This is a genomic window from Candidatus Wallbacteria bacterium (assembly GCA_028687545.1).
Classification (GTDB): Bacteria; Muiribacteriota; JAQTZZ01; order JAQTZZ01; family JAQTZZ01; genus JAQTZZ01.
The window spans coordinates 51,141-67,110 of sequence record JAQTZZ010000010.1 but is presented as its reverse complement, the minus strand read 5'-3'; the positions used below and the strand labels follow the sequence as shown (position 1 = coordinate 67,110).

14 protein-coding genes are annotated in these 15,970 nt (G+C 49.3%); 2 read left to right on the top strand and 12 right to left on the bottom strand.

What is annotated here, in order from left to right:
• Positions 1 to 122: 122 nt before the first annotated feature.
• The 10 genes from PHW04_06930 to PHW04_06885 all read right to left on the bottom strand — a co-directional run bounded on the left by PHW04_06930 (position 123) and on the right by PHW04_06885 (position 10,825).
• Complete coding sequence (locus PHW04_06930; GenBank protein ID MDD2715610.1) at positions 123 to 659, bottom strand: GNAT family N-acetyltransferase; 537 nt, start codon at positions 657 to 659, stop codon at positions 123 to 125.
• 113 nt (positions 660 to 772) lie between these two features.
• Entirely contained in the window at positions 773 to 2,062 is a 1,290-nt protein-coding gene (locus PHW04_06925) for a metallopeptidase TldD-related protein (protein MDD2715609.1), read from the bottom strand.
• Complete coding sequence (locus PHW04_06920; GenBank protein MDD2715608.1) at positions 2,059 to 3,480, bottom strand: TldD/PmbA family protein; 1,422 nt, start codon at positions 3,478 to 3,480, stop codon at positions 2,059 to 2,061. Before PHW04_06920 ends, PHW04_06925 begins: the two co-directional genes overlap by 4 nt.
• Positions 3,481 to 3,695: 215 nt before the next feature.
• Positions 3,696 to 4,670, bottom strand: coding sequence for a hypothetical protein (locus tag PHW04_06915; GenBank protein MDD2715607.1), 975 nt, complete (start codon positions 4,668 to 4,670; stop codon positions 3,696 to 3,698).
• Positions 4,671 to 4,776: 106 nt separating this feature from the next.
• A complete protein-coding gene (locus PHW04_06910) occupies positions 4,777 to 7,416 on the bottom strand; it encodes a hypothetical protein (GenBank protein MDD2715606.1) in 2,640 nt (879 codons plus the stop codon).
• 155 nt (positions 7,417 to 7,571) lie between these two features.
• Complete coding sequence (locus PHW04_06905) at positions 7,572 to 8,393, bottom strand: GNAT family N-acetyltransferase (GenBank protein ID MDD2715605.1); 822 nt, start codon at positions 8,391 to 8,393, stop codon at positions 7,572 to 7,574.
• Between the two features lie 26 nt (positions 8,394 to 8,419).
• On the bottom strand, positions 8,420 to 9,262 hold the full coding sequence (locus PHW04_06900) for an arginase family protein (GenBank protein ID MDD2715604.1): 843 nt from the start codon (positions 9,260 to 9,262) through the stop codon (positions 8,420 to 8,422).
• Between the two features lie 144 nt (positions 9,263 to 9,406).
• Positions 9,407 to 10,237 carry an alpha/beta hydrolase gene (locus tag PHW04_06895; GenBank protein ID MDD2715603.1) on the bottom strand — a complete coding sequence of 277 codons (831 nt, stop codon included), beginning with the start codon at positions 10,235 to 10,237 and terminating at the stop codon, positions 9,407 to 9,409.
• 73 nt (positions 10,238 to 10,310) lie between these two features.
• Positions 10,311 to 10,475: a hypothetical protein gene (locus PHW04_06890; protein MDD2715602.1), complete on the bottom strand. Its 165-nt coding sequence runs from the start codon at positions 10,473 to 10,475 to the stop codon at positions 10,311 to 10,313.
• Positions 10,476 to 10,477: 2 nt separating this feature from the next.
• Positions 10,478 to 10,825 carry a cupin domain-containing protein gene (locus tag PHW04_06885; protein ID MDD2715601.1) on the bottom strand — a complete coding sequence of 116 codons (348 nt, stop codon included), beginning with the start codon at positions 10,823 to 10,825 and terminating at the stop codon, positions 10,478 to 10,480.
• 124 nt (positions 10,826 to 10,949) lie between these two features.
• Between PHW04_06885 and PHW04_06880 the strand changes: the two genes are divergently transcribed.
• A complete protein-coding gene (locus tag PHW04_06880) occupies positions 10,950 to 11,279 on the top strand; it encodes a DHCW motif cupin fold protein (protein ID MDD2715600.1) in 330 nt (109 codons plus the stop codon).
• Between the two features lie 34 nt (positions 11,280 to 11,313).
• On the opposite strand, the gene PHW04_06875 is transcribed toward PHW04_06880, so the two are convergent.
• Positions 11,314 to 13,689: an ankyrin repeat domain-containing protein gene (locus tag PHW04_06875; protein MDD2715599.1), complete on the bottom strand. Its 2,376-nt coding sequence runs from the start codon at positions 13,687 to 13,689 to the stop codon at positions 11,314 to 11,316.
• A 91-nt stretch (positions 13,690 to 13,780) separates the two neighbouring features.
• Between PHW04_06875 and PHW04_06870 the strand changes: the two genes are divergently transcribed.
• Positions 13,781 to 14,359, top strand: a complete 579-nt coding sequence (locus PHW04_06870) for a pentapeptide repeat-containing protein (protein MDD2715598.1) — start codon at positions 13,781 to 13,783, stop codon at positions 14,357 to 14,359.
• On the opposite strand, the gene PHW04_06865 is transcribed toward PHW04_06870, so the two are convergent.
• Positions 14,356 to 15,963, bottom strand: a complete 1,608-nt coding sequence (locus PHW04_06865) for a M36 family metallopeptidase (protein ID MDD2715597.1) — start codon at positions 15,961 to 15,963, stop codon at positions 14,356 to 14,358. The genes PHW04_06870 and PHW04_06865 overlap by 4 nt on opposite strands.
• Positions 15,964 to 15,970 lie beyond the last annotated feature (7 nt).

The window sequence follows — 15,970 nt, the reverse complement described above, 5'->3', positions numbered from 1 at the left end:
CTGATCAAGAATTCCAGAAGTCTCTAAGTGAGCGCAAGGCCATCCTGCAGAAGAGAGCTGGCAAGTAACAGCTCATTGCAAGTCACTCCAAAACCAGTTGTTGCTTTCATTGCCTTTTAATTTCACCTTTCCGGTCTGGAATCGTCAATAATAAGTTCCCAGTAACCTACATCGATCCATTGGCTGAATTTTCTGCCTATCTCCTTGAAGCAGGCAACTTTTTTAAACCCAAGTTTTTCATGCAACGCCACACTGGCCGGATTCGGCAAGGCAATTCCGCCGATGACCGAATGTATGGACATCCCGGAAATTCTGGAAATCAACGCTTTGTAAAGTTTGTTTCCGATTCCCTGCCCTACGGCATCTTGAGCAAGATAAATAGAGCTCTCGGCAGAATATCTATACGCTGTTCTATCTTTCCATTTGCTTGCATAGGCATAGCCGGCAATACTGCCATTCTTCTCACAAACCAGCCAGGGATATTTTTCAGTTACTTCCCTGATTCGGTTTTTCATCTCCTCGACTGAAACAGGAACCTCTTCGAAAGAAATAATGGTATTCTCGATGTAATAATTATAAATCTTACAAATTTCCAGCGCATCATCTATCACTGCATTGCGGAGCACTTCATTTTTTAAAGGTACTGGTGTTTTATCCATCTTCTCTTTTTTACAGCTGCTTAAGAGTTCAGTGCTTGCAGGATAGTTTATTAAATCATCGCTAAAAAAATCAATCCGGTATTTTGCACGACATCAGAGAGACGGGATCCAGATTACCCTCCTCCCCCGATTGACACAGGGTCGAGTCTGACTGCCACAGGCCCGCGAAAACAGCCGGACTGCAGAATCTCCGACGAAAAGAGCATGTTCCCGCAGACATCGCTGATCCGGCCGGAAACAGAACCTCCGGTAACCGCAGATCGGGATTTTCCGTCTGAATACCAGCCTAAGCGGATCTCGCCCTGGAAATAGCCTGATCCAGGAATGATGAAAAAGGCTGAAAATTCATGCACTTCGAGACATGGGGGCTGCCTGAGGACGGAAAGCGGATGTTTGCCGCCGGATACGAGGATGTTCTCGATCCTGCCAACCGGTTCCAGGCCCAGATAGTGGCAATACTGGGCTGATCCCCAGTAGTTTTTCAGCTTCCCCTGTTCGATGATCCTGGTCTTTTTCAGGATCACCCCGTCCTGATCAAACCAGCTGGAGTACGATGAGTTTTCCAGGCATGGGATCAGTTCGATATCCAGAAGATCACCTCGCGGGTCCTGCCCCTGGATGCTGTCCCCCGGTCTGAGCGCCTGGCTGCTGCCATAGTTGCATGCTGCATCGGCTCGTCTGGCAAAGTAGTCCATAAATCTGGTGACAGCGGGTCTGGTGATGATTACCGGGCACTTGAGGCCGGCAGGTGTCGGCACAGCTTGAATTTTAGCTCTGGAAGCCTTGATCTGTTCGCAGACTGTATTGCGGATAAAATCCTTATCATTACCGGAAAAGGTTAGATAAATCTGGCATTCCGTGCCGGTCCGGCTGCAGACTTCGGCAGCCAGCTCCAGAATTCCGGAACCGATGTTCTGCTGAAGGAAGCTGCCTGAGGAATCGCGATGGCTGACCAGAGACTGGGTAGAGAAAATCTCGGCGTGGTTGACAAAGAAATCTTCGGAAGCAGCAGTTTCCTTCAGCAATCCGGACACGGTTTCCAGCACTGAAAGCAGATCAGCATCAGTGGCCGTTTTTATACGGAAATCGCGAGTCCCGGAGTCCGGCATAGGAAACCATGGTACCCGGGCCTGGTCTGCGGTGGCTGCCAGTTGATCCACAGCCCTGATAAGTTCGTCATTTGTTGCACCCGCGCTGATTTCAGCCTGGGCGATTCCCAGATCCTTTTCCCCGCTCGCCGCGGGCTTGAAGATTTTGAGGTTGAAGCTTGACAGGTCCGACAGGCGCAACATTTCCAGCTTGCTTCCGTTCAGGAATGCTTCAGCTGAACTGATGCCGTTTTCCCTGATCTGCCAGATGTCTATGCCCCGTTCCCTAAGACAATTTATCAGCTTATCAATCATCCGAGCCTCCCCAGCGCTTTAATGTAAGGGCCGCCGAGTGTGACCCTGGCGCCTTCTTTCCGGCCTTTGGTGCAGATGCCTCCCCAGTCAAATGAGGTTTCCCTGGAGACCATGCTGATGGATTGAAGCAGATCAGGAACGAATCCGGTCAGGATTACCGGAGACACAATCCTGCCGGTCAGCCTGCCGTCCGCTATTTCACGGCCGAACTGGCTGGAACAATGCAGATGCCAGTTTTTGGGGTCTTCCACACCCCCGCCTCCGCATTCGAGCAGGAAACCCCGGCCGACTGAGCGGATCATTTCGTCCAGGCTGGATTCGCCTGGGGCGAAGTAGGTATTTGACATGCGCGGGTAAGCCTTTCTTTTGAACGATTCCCTGCGCCCGTTCCCGGTAGCGGGAAAACCTGTCATCCAGGCTGAGGGCAGATCTGAAATCGGTAAAAGCAGCACACCTTTGCCGATGATTTCCGTGCAGGAAGCCGGAGTGCCCTCATCGTCAAAAAAGTATGAGCCGTATCCGCCTGCCAGGGTGGGATTGTCGAACAGGGTTACTACTGGGTTAGCGACCTGCCGGCCGATATACTGTGCGGAAAGAGCCCTTTTCTGCACCAGCATGTCGGCTTCTGTACCATGGCCGAATGTTTCGTGGGCGATCAGGCCCGAGATATCCGGGGAACAGATGATCTCGTAAATTCCGGGCTCAACCGCTGCCGATCCCGGCAATTCCAGAGCCCTTTTGACGGCAGTTACCAGGTTTTCCTCGATCAGGTCCAGGACTTCCAGCCCCGCTGCCCTGGACAGGACCTGGTATAGATTTCTGCAGCCATGATCATCCCTGACATTGACATAGACAGGATTGTCGCAGTAAACCAGTGACTGGGTCAGGCAACCGGCAGGAGTCAGGAAAAACTTGGAACACTTTTCATAGCTGAATTTGAGCGTGATGCCGGAAACCTTGCTGTTGAAGTTCAAAAGCCGGTCAAGGATCGTTTTGAGCCGGGCCATGATGTGTTCAGTGTCGCTCTCGTCCGGAACAACTTCGACTTTCTGGCGGAAATTCTCGTTTCCACCTGTACAGCTGATCGCCGGATAGAGCTGAGTGTCGAATCTATCGCTGAAACTGAAGATCTTCTCAGCTTTGGTGCAGATCAGATCGTGCAGTTTTTCCATGTCGGCCGGCAGCCCGTTGATGGAGAATTCCCCGAGAACGCCCTGCCTCTGCATCCTGATGACGAAACCGCACTCGGTAAAGGCCGTTGGTTTGATCTCGGAAGCGGATCTGGAGACTGCGAATTCCTTGCCTGACGTGTCTGCGCCTAAAATGGAAATGAACTGAAACCTGTCTGCCAGGCTGGCCAGCAGCTCACTTAGAGCAGGTATCCTCTGCTCAAGGTATTGGGAAAAAGGTGCTTCCATGTGTTACTCCTTTGCGCTGATCGGGCGTGGGGCTATAGTCCACGAAATTCTGACTACATTGTATAATAAAAATCCGGTTTCCGCAGCCTCAGGACACATCAAAACGCATATCTTCAGATCTTTCTGCTGCGCTTTAATAGAGTAGTGCACTGTGCAAAGGGGCCGTCTTTTTGGACAGCCCCTTTTAGTTGCCATACTTTATTCTGGAATTCCGATCAATTTCTGCACTCAACAATGTCTTTTTCAGGTGAGAAGTGACAGAATGTTTCAAGCTGATTTTCAGCGATTTCCTGATTCAGGTCCAGGCATACTTTTTTCCTGATTTCCTCATAGATTTTCTTGTTTTCTTCAGAAGTGATGTTCATGAGTTTTTCGGAGAGCTTGTTGCCTTCGTCTGCTGTTTCGCACTTGCCGATCAACCATCTGTAATCTTTATTGATAGTCTGACTGCTTGTCTGGCCTTCAGGCCGGACAGTGACTTTAACGTCCCAGTAAACTTTGAATCTCGGGTGACTGTCGCCCTTAAGTGATGGATCGTTAACCTGAACGATGTCTTTTTCAGCTGCGAAGTGCACGTATATCTCCATCTGATTTTCAGCGATTTCCTGATTCAGGTCCTGGCATACTTTTTTCCTGATTTCCTCAAAGATTTTCTTGTTCTCTTCAGAAGTGATGCCCATGAGTTTTTCTGAGAGCTTGATGCCTTCATCCACTGTTTCGCACTTGCCGATCAGCCATCTGTATTCTTTATTGATGGTCTGGTTGTTTGTCGTGCTTTCGGGCCTGACAGTGACTGTTACGTCCCAGAAAACACTGTATTTCACAGTTGATTCACCTGTAGACACGGCTGCAGGCTCTGATTTCGCCTGTTTGACGTCATGCACGTTGATCCAGAATTTTTCCCCTGTTTCACAGACAACCTGCAAGGCTTCGTCCTCCTCTGCAACTACCTGGCATCTGATTCCCTGCGGGAGCTTACCCACTGCCGCACTTTCCCTGGCTCCTGTAGCTGCTGCAGGATCGATGTAAACATTGGCTTCCGAAGGATCAACGACGCAATACGCGGAATGATCTGAATTCAACCCTGAACCGACTTGTGTTTCACCTGCACAGACCGCTCCGTACTGCAGCACGATCAACATTGCCATCAGGATTCCTGTGATGATTTCTCTTGTTACGTTCCTTTTCATTTTACACCTCCACCATCTACTTTCGTTCATAAGTAAATTATGCGCAGGATGAGCTGTAACTGAAGTACTAAATTGCAGCAGATTGCGTCAAATAGATTTGAGTGATTCAGGGAAGCAGTATGCAATAGTTCACTGCAGGGTTGAAACAGCAGTCGCTGGAGTCTTTAGTGCTCAGGATGAAGCGGAGCGAATGGTCCGGATCCAGAGTTTTCCGCAGGCGGGAGACAGCGGCGCGGAATGTGCCTGCATCGGATTCAGGCTCGAATTTCCTGTTCCAGAGCTTCGGATAAAGTTGTTCGGCGCTGAATTCGGTCCCTGGGATTGAAACCAGTTCCTGCAACATCCTCGCCATGACCCTTTTCTTGAAGATTTCGATATTTCTTCCATCCACAATTACGTATGAACCCATAAAATCCGCAAAAAATTCGAAAGTCCCGGCCTGGCTGCGTATGGAATCCACTTCTTCTGTGCTGATATATCCGGGAGCGGTATCCCGGCGGAGGATCCTGATCTTCTTCGGTTCCTGCAGCTTGGCAATCAGCCAGGCATCCTCCTTTTCGAATAGTTTCCTGGTTTCTGAGGGAATGGAATCCAGATCCATTCTGTGGAGGCTGAAATAGTGACCGGCCTTTTCAGCTTCGCCAAGCTTTTCGAGGGATGTTCCCATCAGAAAATTGAAGCTCGTACAAAGTGGCGGACATTTACCCTGGAATTGCTTTTCGACTGACTGCAGCTGCTCCAGAGCTTCCCTGAAACGGCCTGTGGCGATCAGCAACTCGCAATAGGAATTGATTGCTATGATTTTCAGCGCAATGTCTTCGATACTGTCGATAGTTTCCAGGACTAATTGGAAATAGTGCTCAGCAGTTTCTATTTCTCCAAGTCTCAGATAGGCAGTGCCGATTTCGACCTGATGCGATGCTATGTGAACAGTGTTATTTGAGCATCTGCATAATTCTATGCATTTGAGCCGGTACTCGATGGACTTTCGCCAATCACTGCCATAGCGAGTGAGTAATGCATGCAGATCATATGCTAACGCTAGAAGCACAGTATCACCATGCTTCTCGGCAATCTTCAATGTTTCCCCTGCCACCCGGGCCGATTCCTCATTCCTGCCCAGCATCGCAAGACAATAACTTTTTACATACAGGATAATACCTAGCCCGGTTTTTATTCCGTTTTCCTCCATCAGGTCGAGTGTTTTTTCAATTGCAGTGAGTTGATCATCGTATTTCCCGCAGTATTCAGAAAACTTTGTGCTGGAAATGTAAAACCTGATGGCAGCCAGCGGATTGGCAGCGAATTCCTGCATCTTTGATAATTCTATAAGAAACTCCCGGCCTTTCTCGAAATTGCCAATAAAAATATGACATAAGGCAATTCTATTGAGCACCAGAAATCTCTGTTTTTGATCTCTGGTCTGGCTGAGAAGTTTGCTGTATTGGGTAAGCGCAGATTCGTTGTTCCACTTGAAGTACTCAATTCCTGCAGCAAAGAATTTACCATAAAACCCGCCGATCCCCTCGATTTCCTCCTGAGCTTCCTGGAATCTCTCCATGAGGATCAACTGGTCTATCAACACTAACTTCAACTCCTTCTTTTTGTAGTTATCTTCCCAAGCCCCACTTCTGATAAGAGGGATGAGACCACTGCATGTGCCCTGTAGAAAAAGGTTCTCCTCACCAAAGCCGGTCAGGGCGTCGATAGCAGCATGCCATTCTCCTGCACTGGAAAAATGGTAGAAAATCTCTTCCAGGTAGGCAGGTTCGAAACCGAATCTGCAAAGCAGCAGAACTGCAGTTTTTTTATGCAACTCCAACAGCTCGGTCTCCGGAATCTTCCCCCTGATGAAATTCTTCAGGATCAGCGGCAGCGAGATCCTGCCGTACAGGTCGATTTCTGAGAGGCAGGAAATCCGGAGCTTTTCCAGCACTATTGCGGCGTCCGCTCCGGCGATGTCCCGGATAATTTCCCTGTCGACTTGAGTGCGCATGATGCTGATCAGTTTCAATACATGCCTGAAATCATCAGACTGGGCATTCCAGGCAGGCCATTCCAGGTAATTGCCCAGCAGGGTTTCATTTTCACCTTTTTTGAGGTCTGACAGTGTCAGGTTACCCCGGCCAAGCAATGCGCAGATCACCCTGATCGAAAAGGGGTGACCCTGAGTCAAACGGAAGACTGCCTGTTTCGCCTCATAACCCGGCGTCTCCTGGCCCTGGACTTCGAACAGGGAATCGAACATCACTCCTGTTTCATGCTCAGTTAAACCCGGTAACACGCAGGTGAAGACTTCACCCTTGGTTGCCAGGTCCATTTTCGGCCTTTCTCTGGAGAAAACCACGATCCCGTTTCTTCCAGAAGCCGCTTCTTCAAGTAAAGCAATCGTTTCTGGATTCTCCGCAAAATGGAAGTTATCGATGATCAGGGTAATATTTTTTCGTGAGATGAATCCGAGGAACTTTCCGGGATCACTGGAAAAAGCCTGAACACTGTTGTCACAGGTGAGCTGCAGCAGGGATTCAGATAAAGCGCTGTAAACATCCGATGTGGTCCAGGCCCGTCTGCAGTCGATCTGCAGGGCATTTCTCCCTCTTTTCTGAATCTCAGCGGCCAGTGCATTAGCCAGCCAGGTTTTGCCTGATCCGGAAAGGCCAGCGACGCAGACGCATCCTGTGCGGGATTTTTCAGCCAGCATATCGACAATTTCGTTTCTGCTGAGATTTAGCAAACCGGACTTCATATCAGAAAATTTTAAACCGCGCTTCTGGAATATACAAACAGAGAAACTTTAAAAGTGATCTCTTCCATGATCTTGCCCAGGAAATTCTGACACTTTGTGTTATCTGCCGGTTTGTGCGAACAGGAATGAAGGTAAAAGCATGAAGTCTGATGTCATCACTCCAAAAGCCAGTTGTTACTTTCATTGCCTTCGATCAGCTCATGTATCTCGAACGATCGGTAATACTGGTTGATAATAAAAGGGTCACTCCGCACAATTGATTCTACATCTTCCATCTTTTCTGCTCTGATGATCAATAAGGCTGATTCACTGTCTTTCAAAGGGCCGCAGAGGAAAAGCAGGTTTTTCAGATGCAGGTTTTTGAGATGTTCCACATGTGATTCCAGAAGAGGTCTCTGCAGAGTGCCAGTCTTTTTCTCTTTCAGGATGACTACAAATTTGTTCTCCGGCTGCTTCTGCTCCGGCTTTTGCCGAGAGGAACCTTTCAGCAAAAGCACCAGTTCCTTGTTGTGCGGGTCATGGAAGCCTTTTTTCAGATAAACATTGAGGCCGTCAGGTGCCGCGTGAAGGTGTATGTATTCTATTCCCCGCGTTTCAGCTTCGTCCACCAGACACTGAAAAATTCTGCTTCCGATGCCGTGGCAGCGCTCTTTTGGGATGGCGTACATCCCGAAAATGTATGCTTTCTTGCCGCTTTTGGTGGCCGGTGAGGGCGGGCCGATCGAAATGGTCATCCCGCCTGTTCCGACTTCTCTCCCGTCTTTCTCGGCAATCAGACCAAAAAAATCACTGCCTTCCAGCTTGTCCTCAAAGTACTTTCTGATGACAGTTTTCAACTCCAAGTTTTCAGAAACCTCCATCCCCGTAAAAACCTCACTCAGCATACCGACCCTGAAAAAAGTAAGAACCTCAACATCCCCAGGCATTGCTTTGCGGATCACGATCCCGTCATTCGTGCCGGCTTTGTGATTACTCATTTATCCTCCCTACTTCACAATAAAATCTACCACGAAAAACCGGAGAGCAGCTTCACTATATCTGCGCCTGATTTGCCTTCAGGATCTTTCAGCGGATCGAATTCGGTAATCTCCAGCAGTTTCACCCGCTGATCATGCATGACAACCGACAGTAGCTCCTGCATTTCATCAAGAGTCAGCCCTTCTTCGCTGGGCGAATAAGCTGCAGGCATTGACTCCTGATTCATTACATCCACGTCCAGGTGTACCAGTATTTTCATGTCTGCCCCGATTGCCGAGAGAATCTTCAAGGCAGAGTCGCGGATACCGGTTTTGCGCATCTTTGCAAGGCTTAAGTGAGGCAGAATCTTTTTGCAGTTAGCCGGCATGACATGCACTCCCGCTATCAGCAGCTGCTGTTCAGTGATGGCCGGGGAAGGCCAGAAGGGATTCTGCTCTGTGAGCAGATAGAGGCCGAAGCCAGCCGCACCTGCACATTTATCGGCCACTGGAATCTCGCAGTCCATGTGTCCATCAAGATAGAGAAGATAAGCTGAATTTCCATAGACATTGTGCATGGCTGTCATGGAGCCGACTACTATGCTGCAGTCTCCGCCGAGCAGCAAAACCCGTTTACTTTTCCTGATCACAGGTTCCAGCTCATTCAAGGTCAATTCCCAGACAATCCTGGGGGACGGGTAATGCCTGATGGGCGGTACACTGTGCCTGGACATCAGGGGAAGCAGTTGCAGATCACCAAGATCCTCGAATACCACGTCTCTTGATTTGAATGCATCGATAAGTCCGGCTTCACGGATCGCCGCAGGACTCACTTCAGGTCCATTAAAAAATGATCCCCAGGCTGAAGGAATTCCCAAAATGTATTTCATCGCTTGCTCCTTACTTGATCCCTAATTTTTTTTTATCATACCTGCGGCTTTTTTATATGGTGCCACTGTGTTTACCTGAATCCACTTGCTCAAGGGCCATTTTTTGCCGGACTTGGAGGATTTCCTGAATTTCTGCCTTTTGAGCTATTTTTCAGCAATAAATCCTCCCAGCAGGCAGTAAAAACCTTCCGGATTGTCGATCATCATGGCATGAGAGCTTCCAGGGACAGGTGCTGTTTCAATACCGTCAAGCAGACCGAGCACTTTCAGGTCGCTGTTGTGACTTCCATAGGCAAACAGCTTGCGGAATTTCATTGCTTTGAACCTCTCAAGCAGGATGTCACCTTTGGACCATGCGATAAGGGAGCGGGCGCTGTGGAAAAATCCGGGAACATATGCATTCTGATTCCACTCCAGCCATTTTTTCATACCCTGATTTTCAATGCCTGAGCAACCGGCCAGGACTTTCCTGAATCCATGGGACTCGAACTCAGGAAGAGTGTATCTGGTAGCCTCTCTGCTCAGCAAACCGCAGTCGTCGCCAATGAGATTTCCTTCGGCATTAACGAAAGAGCGCATCCTGCCATCGAGCAAGCCTGCGAGAATGATTCCTATTGCGCCGCCCATGCTGTGACCGACGATGTGAAGGGAATCATAGTCCTGCCTGTTGAGCAGCAGCCTGGAAACTTCAGCAAAATCCTCCATGCTGTAACTGAATGTACCGCTTTTAGTTGATTCTCCGAATCCGGGCAGGTCACATGACAATAGCGAGTATCCGCTAAGATACCCGGAACTGAATGCCTCTTCAAAACACTCTTTCACAGCTCCCAGGCCGTGGAGGAAAAACACGAGGTTTTCTCCGGACTTGCGATGCAGGGCCGCAATCTCCAAGTTTTCTCCATTAAGCTCGATACTGAAAGTTGAACGAACCGCAACCGGACTTTCAAAACGAAGTTCAGGGATTTTGTTCAGCATACTGATTCAGCTCCAATGCGTATTGATCCGCGAAAACTTCCAGGCTGACCAAAAGATGTTCTCTGCCTGATGATCATTCCAAAAGCCAGTTGTTGTTTTCATTGCCCTCAATCAGTTCGTGTATCTCGTATGACTGGTAATACCTGTTCACGATAAAGGGATCGCTTCGCACTATTGATTCGACATCTTGGTGAGTATTACCCAGGAAGACTACAAATTTTTTCTTGTCTTTACTCATCTTCACCTGCTATTGAGTGATTTTTTTACCAGATACCGATCAGCCTGGTTGAAAAAAGTGACATCAGCATACCCGGCATAGATCTTACCGGAATGCTTCACACCGCAGGGGATGAAGTAACGGTCTCCTTTGCAGAAGGTATGTTTCACCCCGTCGATGACCAGGTCTGATTTTCCTTCAAGGATGACGCCCCACTGGCTTTCATGAGTGTGCTCCGGCAGATCTGCATCCTCACTGAACTCCATGAAAAGGATCTGATGCCCATTTCCTTGGGAAAGACGGGCGGACACGCCTTTAAGAGGGACATCTGCCTGAGCCAATTGACTGATTACTTCGGGGAAATATTTCATACTGTCCTCCATGACGTAATTCTAATCGTGAAGCAACGGTTTGCACAATCTCAAATAATTAATTTTTCTATATTCCGATCAAGTGATGTAAAATAATCATGGTTTCCTTTGAGAGGAGGCACCTGTGAAGATGTCGGAGATTCCGTTTGGCGTCACGGACTGGTCAAAGATCGAGCGAACTGAACACAAAGGAGAGCGGGGCATGGCCTATTGGCGTTCCTGCAACTTCGGGGACATCCGCGTCAGGATGGTGGAGTATACTGCCGGCTATCAAGCGGACCACTGGTGCTCCAAAGGGCACATACTTTTCTGCCTCGAAGGCGAACTGCACACCGAACTGCAGGACGGGCGCAGGTTCACTCTCAAACCGGGTATGAGCTACCAGGTCGCAGACAACGCAGAGCCGCACCGCTCATACACGGAAACTGGAGTAAAGCTGTTCATAGTAGACTGACTTTCAAAAAGTCATTGCCCTTTTAAGTATCTTTTTATTGCAGCAGCCTGGCAATCTCATCGATCTTTTCCCCGGCCAGGCCTTTTTCCCTGCAATGCCTGTTGAAAATGTCGAGCGCCGTATCACCAGCCTTGTTTTTCGCTCCGGTCTGGCAGCCGGCTTTTCTGAGCAGCTCCAGAAATTCCAGATATTTGCTGTACCATGGCTTCTCCAAATCAAGATCATTACTTTCTTCCCAGGTGAGCAGGAAAGCTGCGGCAGCTTTATGCAGAGGTGTGTTTCCCTCATTATCAGCCAGCCTGGGGTCTGCACCGGCTGAAAGCAGTTTCACAGCCTTGACCAGGCCTGTACCCTTGGAGTTCCGGGAATTTGCTGCCGCATCATGCAGGGCCGAACAGCCGCGGTTGTCGATTGCATTGACCGGGATCCCTGCCTTGACAAGCAGATCCACGTATTCTGGCAGACAGATCATCAGCGGAGTGGCATTCTTGACATCAGACATATCGATCGCATAAGTGGTGTTTTTTGCATCCGGACCTGCCTTGTCGAGCAGATATCGGATGAATTCCGCATTGCCTGGCCCGATCAAGGCATTGTAGAGCAATGCATCAATTTCCCGGTTCGGATCAAAACCCTTTTTTTCCAGCATCCGGGCGACCTCAAGGCAGGGGTAGAGCATCAGGATCGAGCGGCCTGAACTGTCTTTGATTTTCGGGTCCCCGCCTTTGGCTAAGAATTCCCTGATCAGACCGATGTACAGTTCGTCCGTTTCCGCTGAAGCGCCTGGGTGTCCCCGCTCCAGCAGAGCCAGCAGCGGGAGCTGCCCGTCGAAAGTCTTCAGGTATGCGTCCTGTTCACTGCTGAAATCAAAAGGAGCCAGGATATCTCCGCCTTCATCCAGGATTTTTTTGAACAGCAGAGGATCTTCCGCAACCTTGCCGTTCCTCTCCAGAGAGGTGGTTTTGCCGGCAGCTCCGGCTGTTCTGAGCTGTGCCTGCATTTCAGGGTTCTGGTGAAATTCCAGGATCCCGTGTCCTTTACTGTCGAGTGCTGTGATGTCTGCACCATGTTCCAGCAGGTAACTGATTCCAGCTGAAGACAGCGAACTGTTAAAGAGAGGTGTACGCCCGAGGTCGTCCCTGGCATTGACGTCTGCGCCTGCTTCGACCAGGGCCATGATCACGTCCAGCCTCTCGGCTGAGTGAAGTGGAGTTCCGTTATGTTCTCCGCCACGGACATTGGGATCAAGTCCGGATTCGATCATCAACTTTACGAATTCGCCGCTGTTTGCGCAATGCAGCAGAGTCAGTCCGAACTGTCCCTTGCTCTTGTCGACAGGCAGGCCATTCGAAAAAACTGCGGTTCTCGCGAAGGGATCGGCACCATGGTCCAGCAGGATGCGGGCTTTATCTACGGAATATGAAAGATAGAAAAGCGGAGTGTTTCCGGATTTCGCAGTAATGTTAGGCGATACTCCTTTTTCCAGGAGAACAGTCAGGACCGCAGGGGTAGCATAGTCGATCGCATACGCACCATCCATATCCGGCTGGTCGTATATGCAGCCTCTGCTGATCAGCAGTTCTGCGACTTCCTTGCACCGCACATGCGGCAGAAGAAGAGAAATCCACAAGCTGTGCTCTGGGGAGGATTTGTATTTTGCTCCGTTGACGAGCAATGTTTCGGCTACGTCCGCACTGCAGGTCATGGCCAGCGGGGTGTCCGCGAATCTTTCCCCATGATTCGGGGAATGCCCCTGGTCGATCAGGTATTGCGCGACAGCAGGACTTCTGGTGAAGCCGAGCGGGCTTGGGGAATACTTGCTCCTGTCAAGGGTTTCCAGTTTGATTTCCCTTGCGAGTGCTGCGCTTTTTACTGCAGGCACCAGGTCGATATGCAACTGCACATTCCCTTTTCCCAGCATCAGCCTGAGCAGTTCCTCGTCCCCTGATTCGCGGAGCAGCCAGTATAGTTTCTGATCCTTCTCCCGGTCAAAATCCATTGCCGGAAAGTTCGGCCTGTTCAGAAGGTATTTCAGTATCTCAGTGCGTTTTGCCGCTGCACCTGCGCGGTAGGCTGCTTTGTCCACTTCCAGTGTATCTGAGGCTGCATCGAGCAGAAGTCCAAGAACCGTGACTGTGCCGGTATCAGCGGCTTCTGCGGCAAGTTTTGCAATCAGCGGTAAGGGCAAGTCAGGGATCAGTTCCGCTTGAAAAAGAGAGCAGAACCGTTTGTCGTCTTTTTCCAGGATTGCTGCGGAAAGAACTGAAAAAACACGAGTTTTATCAGCTGCCGATTCAGAAGTCTGCGAAAGTTCAGTTAAGGGTGAAAGCACAGCTTCGACTGGTGCAGCGGCATAAACCCGGAAGCAGGATATAATAAGTATGAGCAGACAAGAAGGCAATAAATTCATTTAAAATACTCCATTTGCAGAAGCTGTCTATGGTATGATTCTATCAGAACCTGTGGTTTTAAATAAACCAGGAACAGGAGTTTGGAGAGAGATGAAGCTGACAAAAACCGATTACCAGTCCGCACAATTTGAGGAATTAGCCGGTGTGAAAGAGAATTTTGCCGGAAAAACCTTTGAAAACTGCGATTTCCGGAATTCGGGCTTCATGAATGCTGACCTGTCTGATGCCATTTTCATAACCTGCACCTTCCAAAACTGCGATTTCACGGTGACCAAACTCCATTCAACGCGACTGCAGGGGGTGAAATTCACGGATTGCAGGGTGCAGGGCATTGATTTCCGGAACTGCCAGCAGCTTTTCCTGTCCGTTTCCTTCGAGAAATGTTCGATCTCCAATTGCGGATTCTCGGACCTGGATCTCGAAAATGCCAAGTTCGAATCATGCAGCATCTTGGAAACAGATTTTTTCAAATCAAATCTCAGGCATGCCAGTTTCAGGAATTCTGAATTCAGAGACTGCATCATGGATTCGGCAGATCTCTCATTCTCCGATTTCAGGCAGGCTGCAGGTTATGCCATTGATCCCACAAAAAGCAGGATCACAAAAGCCAGATTCTCCCTTCCAGAAGCTGTGTCTTTATTGAAGCATCTGGAGATTGACCTGAGTTAGGATTGGCTTGTATCTGCTTCGCCGGTCATTGCGGTTCCGCCGTATATTCTCCTGACCATTTCTTTTTCCCTCAGCCTGTCACTGAAGGTTTTGGAGTTCTGCATGATGCCGCGGGCAGCGAAGATCTTCAGAATCTGGTTTTTATGCAATCCGCCGAATTTCTCGTCATCGGTCATGAGAATGGCTTTCAGACCGTCCGCGAAATTGGACTGACTGTTGAGGTGGAATCGGCTGTAATGGATCAGAGCGTCTGCGACCGATGCTCCGAAGGCTTCCCTCATTTCCCACAGAGGAGCTGACCACATCAGAGAGTCTTTGTGGCATTCATTCTGAATGTCCTCAGGGTAGTGGGTATTGTTCTTGCAGGATCTCAAATAAGGTTTGCCCATCTTCGCGCAGGCCCACTCGCCGACGTCAGGGTCATTGTCGAGGGTGTCACCGAAATAATCGGAGAATCCCTCGTTCATTCCGCCTGCTTCACCTGAATTGCCCATCCCTGTAATGTCGGAGGTGACTGAATGCGTATATTCATGATAGGCGATGGCTGATTCCCTGGACAGGTCGTTTAGTTTGTTCCCGTCGCCGAAGCCGAAGTAACCGCCCAGGGGTGAAAAGAAGGCATTGTCGTAATTAGTGCCGTAATGCACTATGGCTCTGACCTGTCTGTCCATGCCGTGGTAATTGAAAGTGTCCCTGTAATAGTTGTGGATGCGGTTCAGGTGGAAATAGACCATTGCTTCGTCAAAATGAGTCTCAGTCGTGTCATAGACGAATTCGTTGGAAGGGGAGTTAGCGGCTGATGCCGAGCTGTTGCCGTTCTCGATCTTCACCCAGCTGCCCCTCAGAAAGCCGCTGTCTTTGATGTCTATGAATTTTTCTACAGTCACGCCGCATTTGATCGGATTGGTCATGTAGATGGAACCCCTGCCCTCAAAAAACTGCATCAGATTGTCGCAGTAGACGACTTCTCCTTGTTCATCTTCCACCACGATCTGGAAATCGCCAAGCGGCTGGGCTGCGCCTATCGTAAAAAGATAAGCTGATTTCAATCCATTGTTTGTGTCAAAATAGACCTTCTCTGATTGCGTGTCCATCCTTTTGGACTGTAGATTCAGATATTCCATGGCGATCTTCTCACAGGATACTTTATCGTATCTGAAGCTGTTCCTGACCTCCACATTGTGGATGAAAGATCCAGCCAGCATGAATCCGCCGGCTCCTGTCGTATATGTCAATACACCCGGGAAAACCCGGATCCCGTTGAAAACATATTCGAACACTTCATGTCCGCTCCCGCTCCTTGCCCGGGTCAGAATCAGGTTATCCGGCAGGGCTGCGCTGTATAGTTTCATCAGGTCACCGCTGTCGCAGTTGAGAAATTTTCCGGTGACAGAAGACGGTACAGCCCGGGTTTCATTCCAGGTGACTTCAAAGCCAGGGTCTGCTTTTCCGAATACCGCAAAATCTTTCTGGAAACTCTGCAGGGTAAGAGTATCTTTTTCCTGCAGATTTCTCAGCAGAATCCCGGTGCCATCTGACTGGAACGCATAGACCGAAAGACTCACTGCAAGGAACAGTAACACGGACAATTTCAACTTACTCACTTCTCCT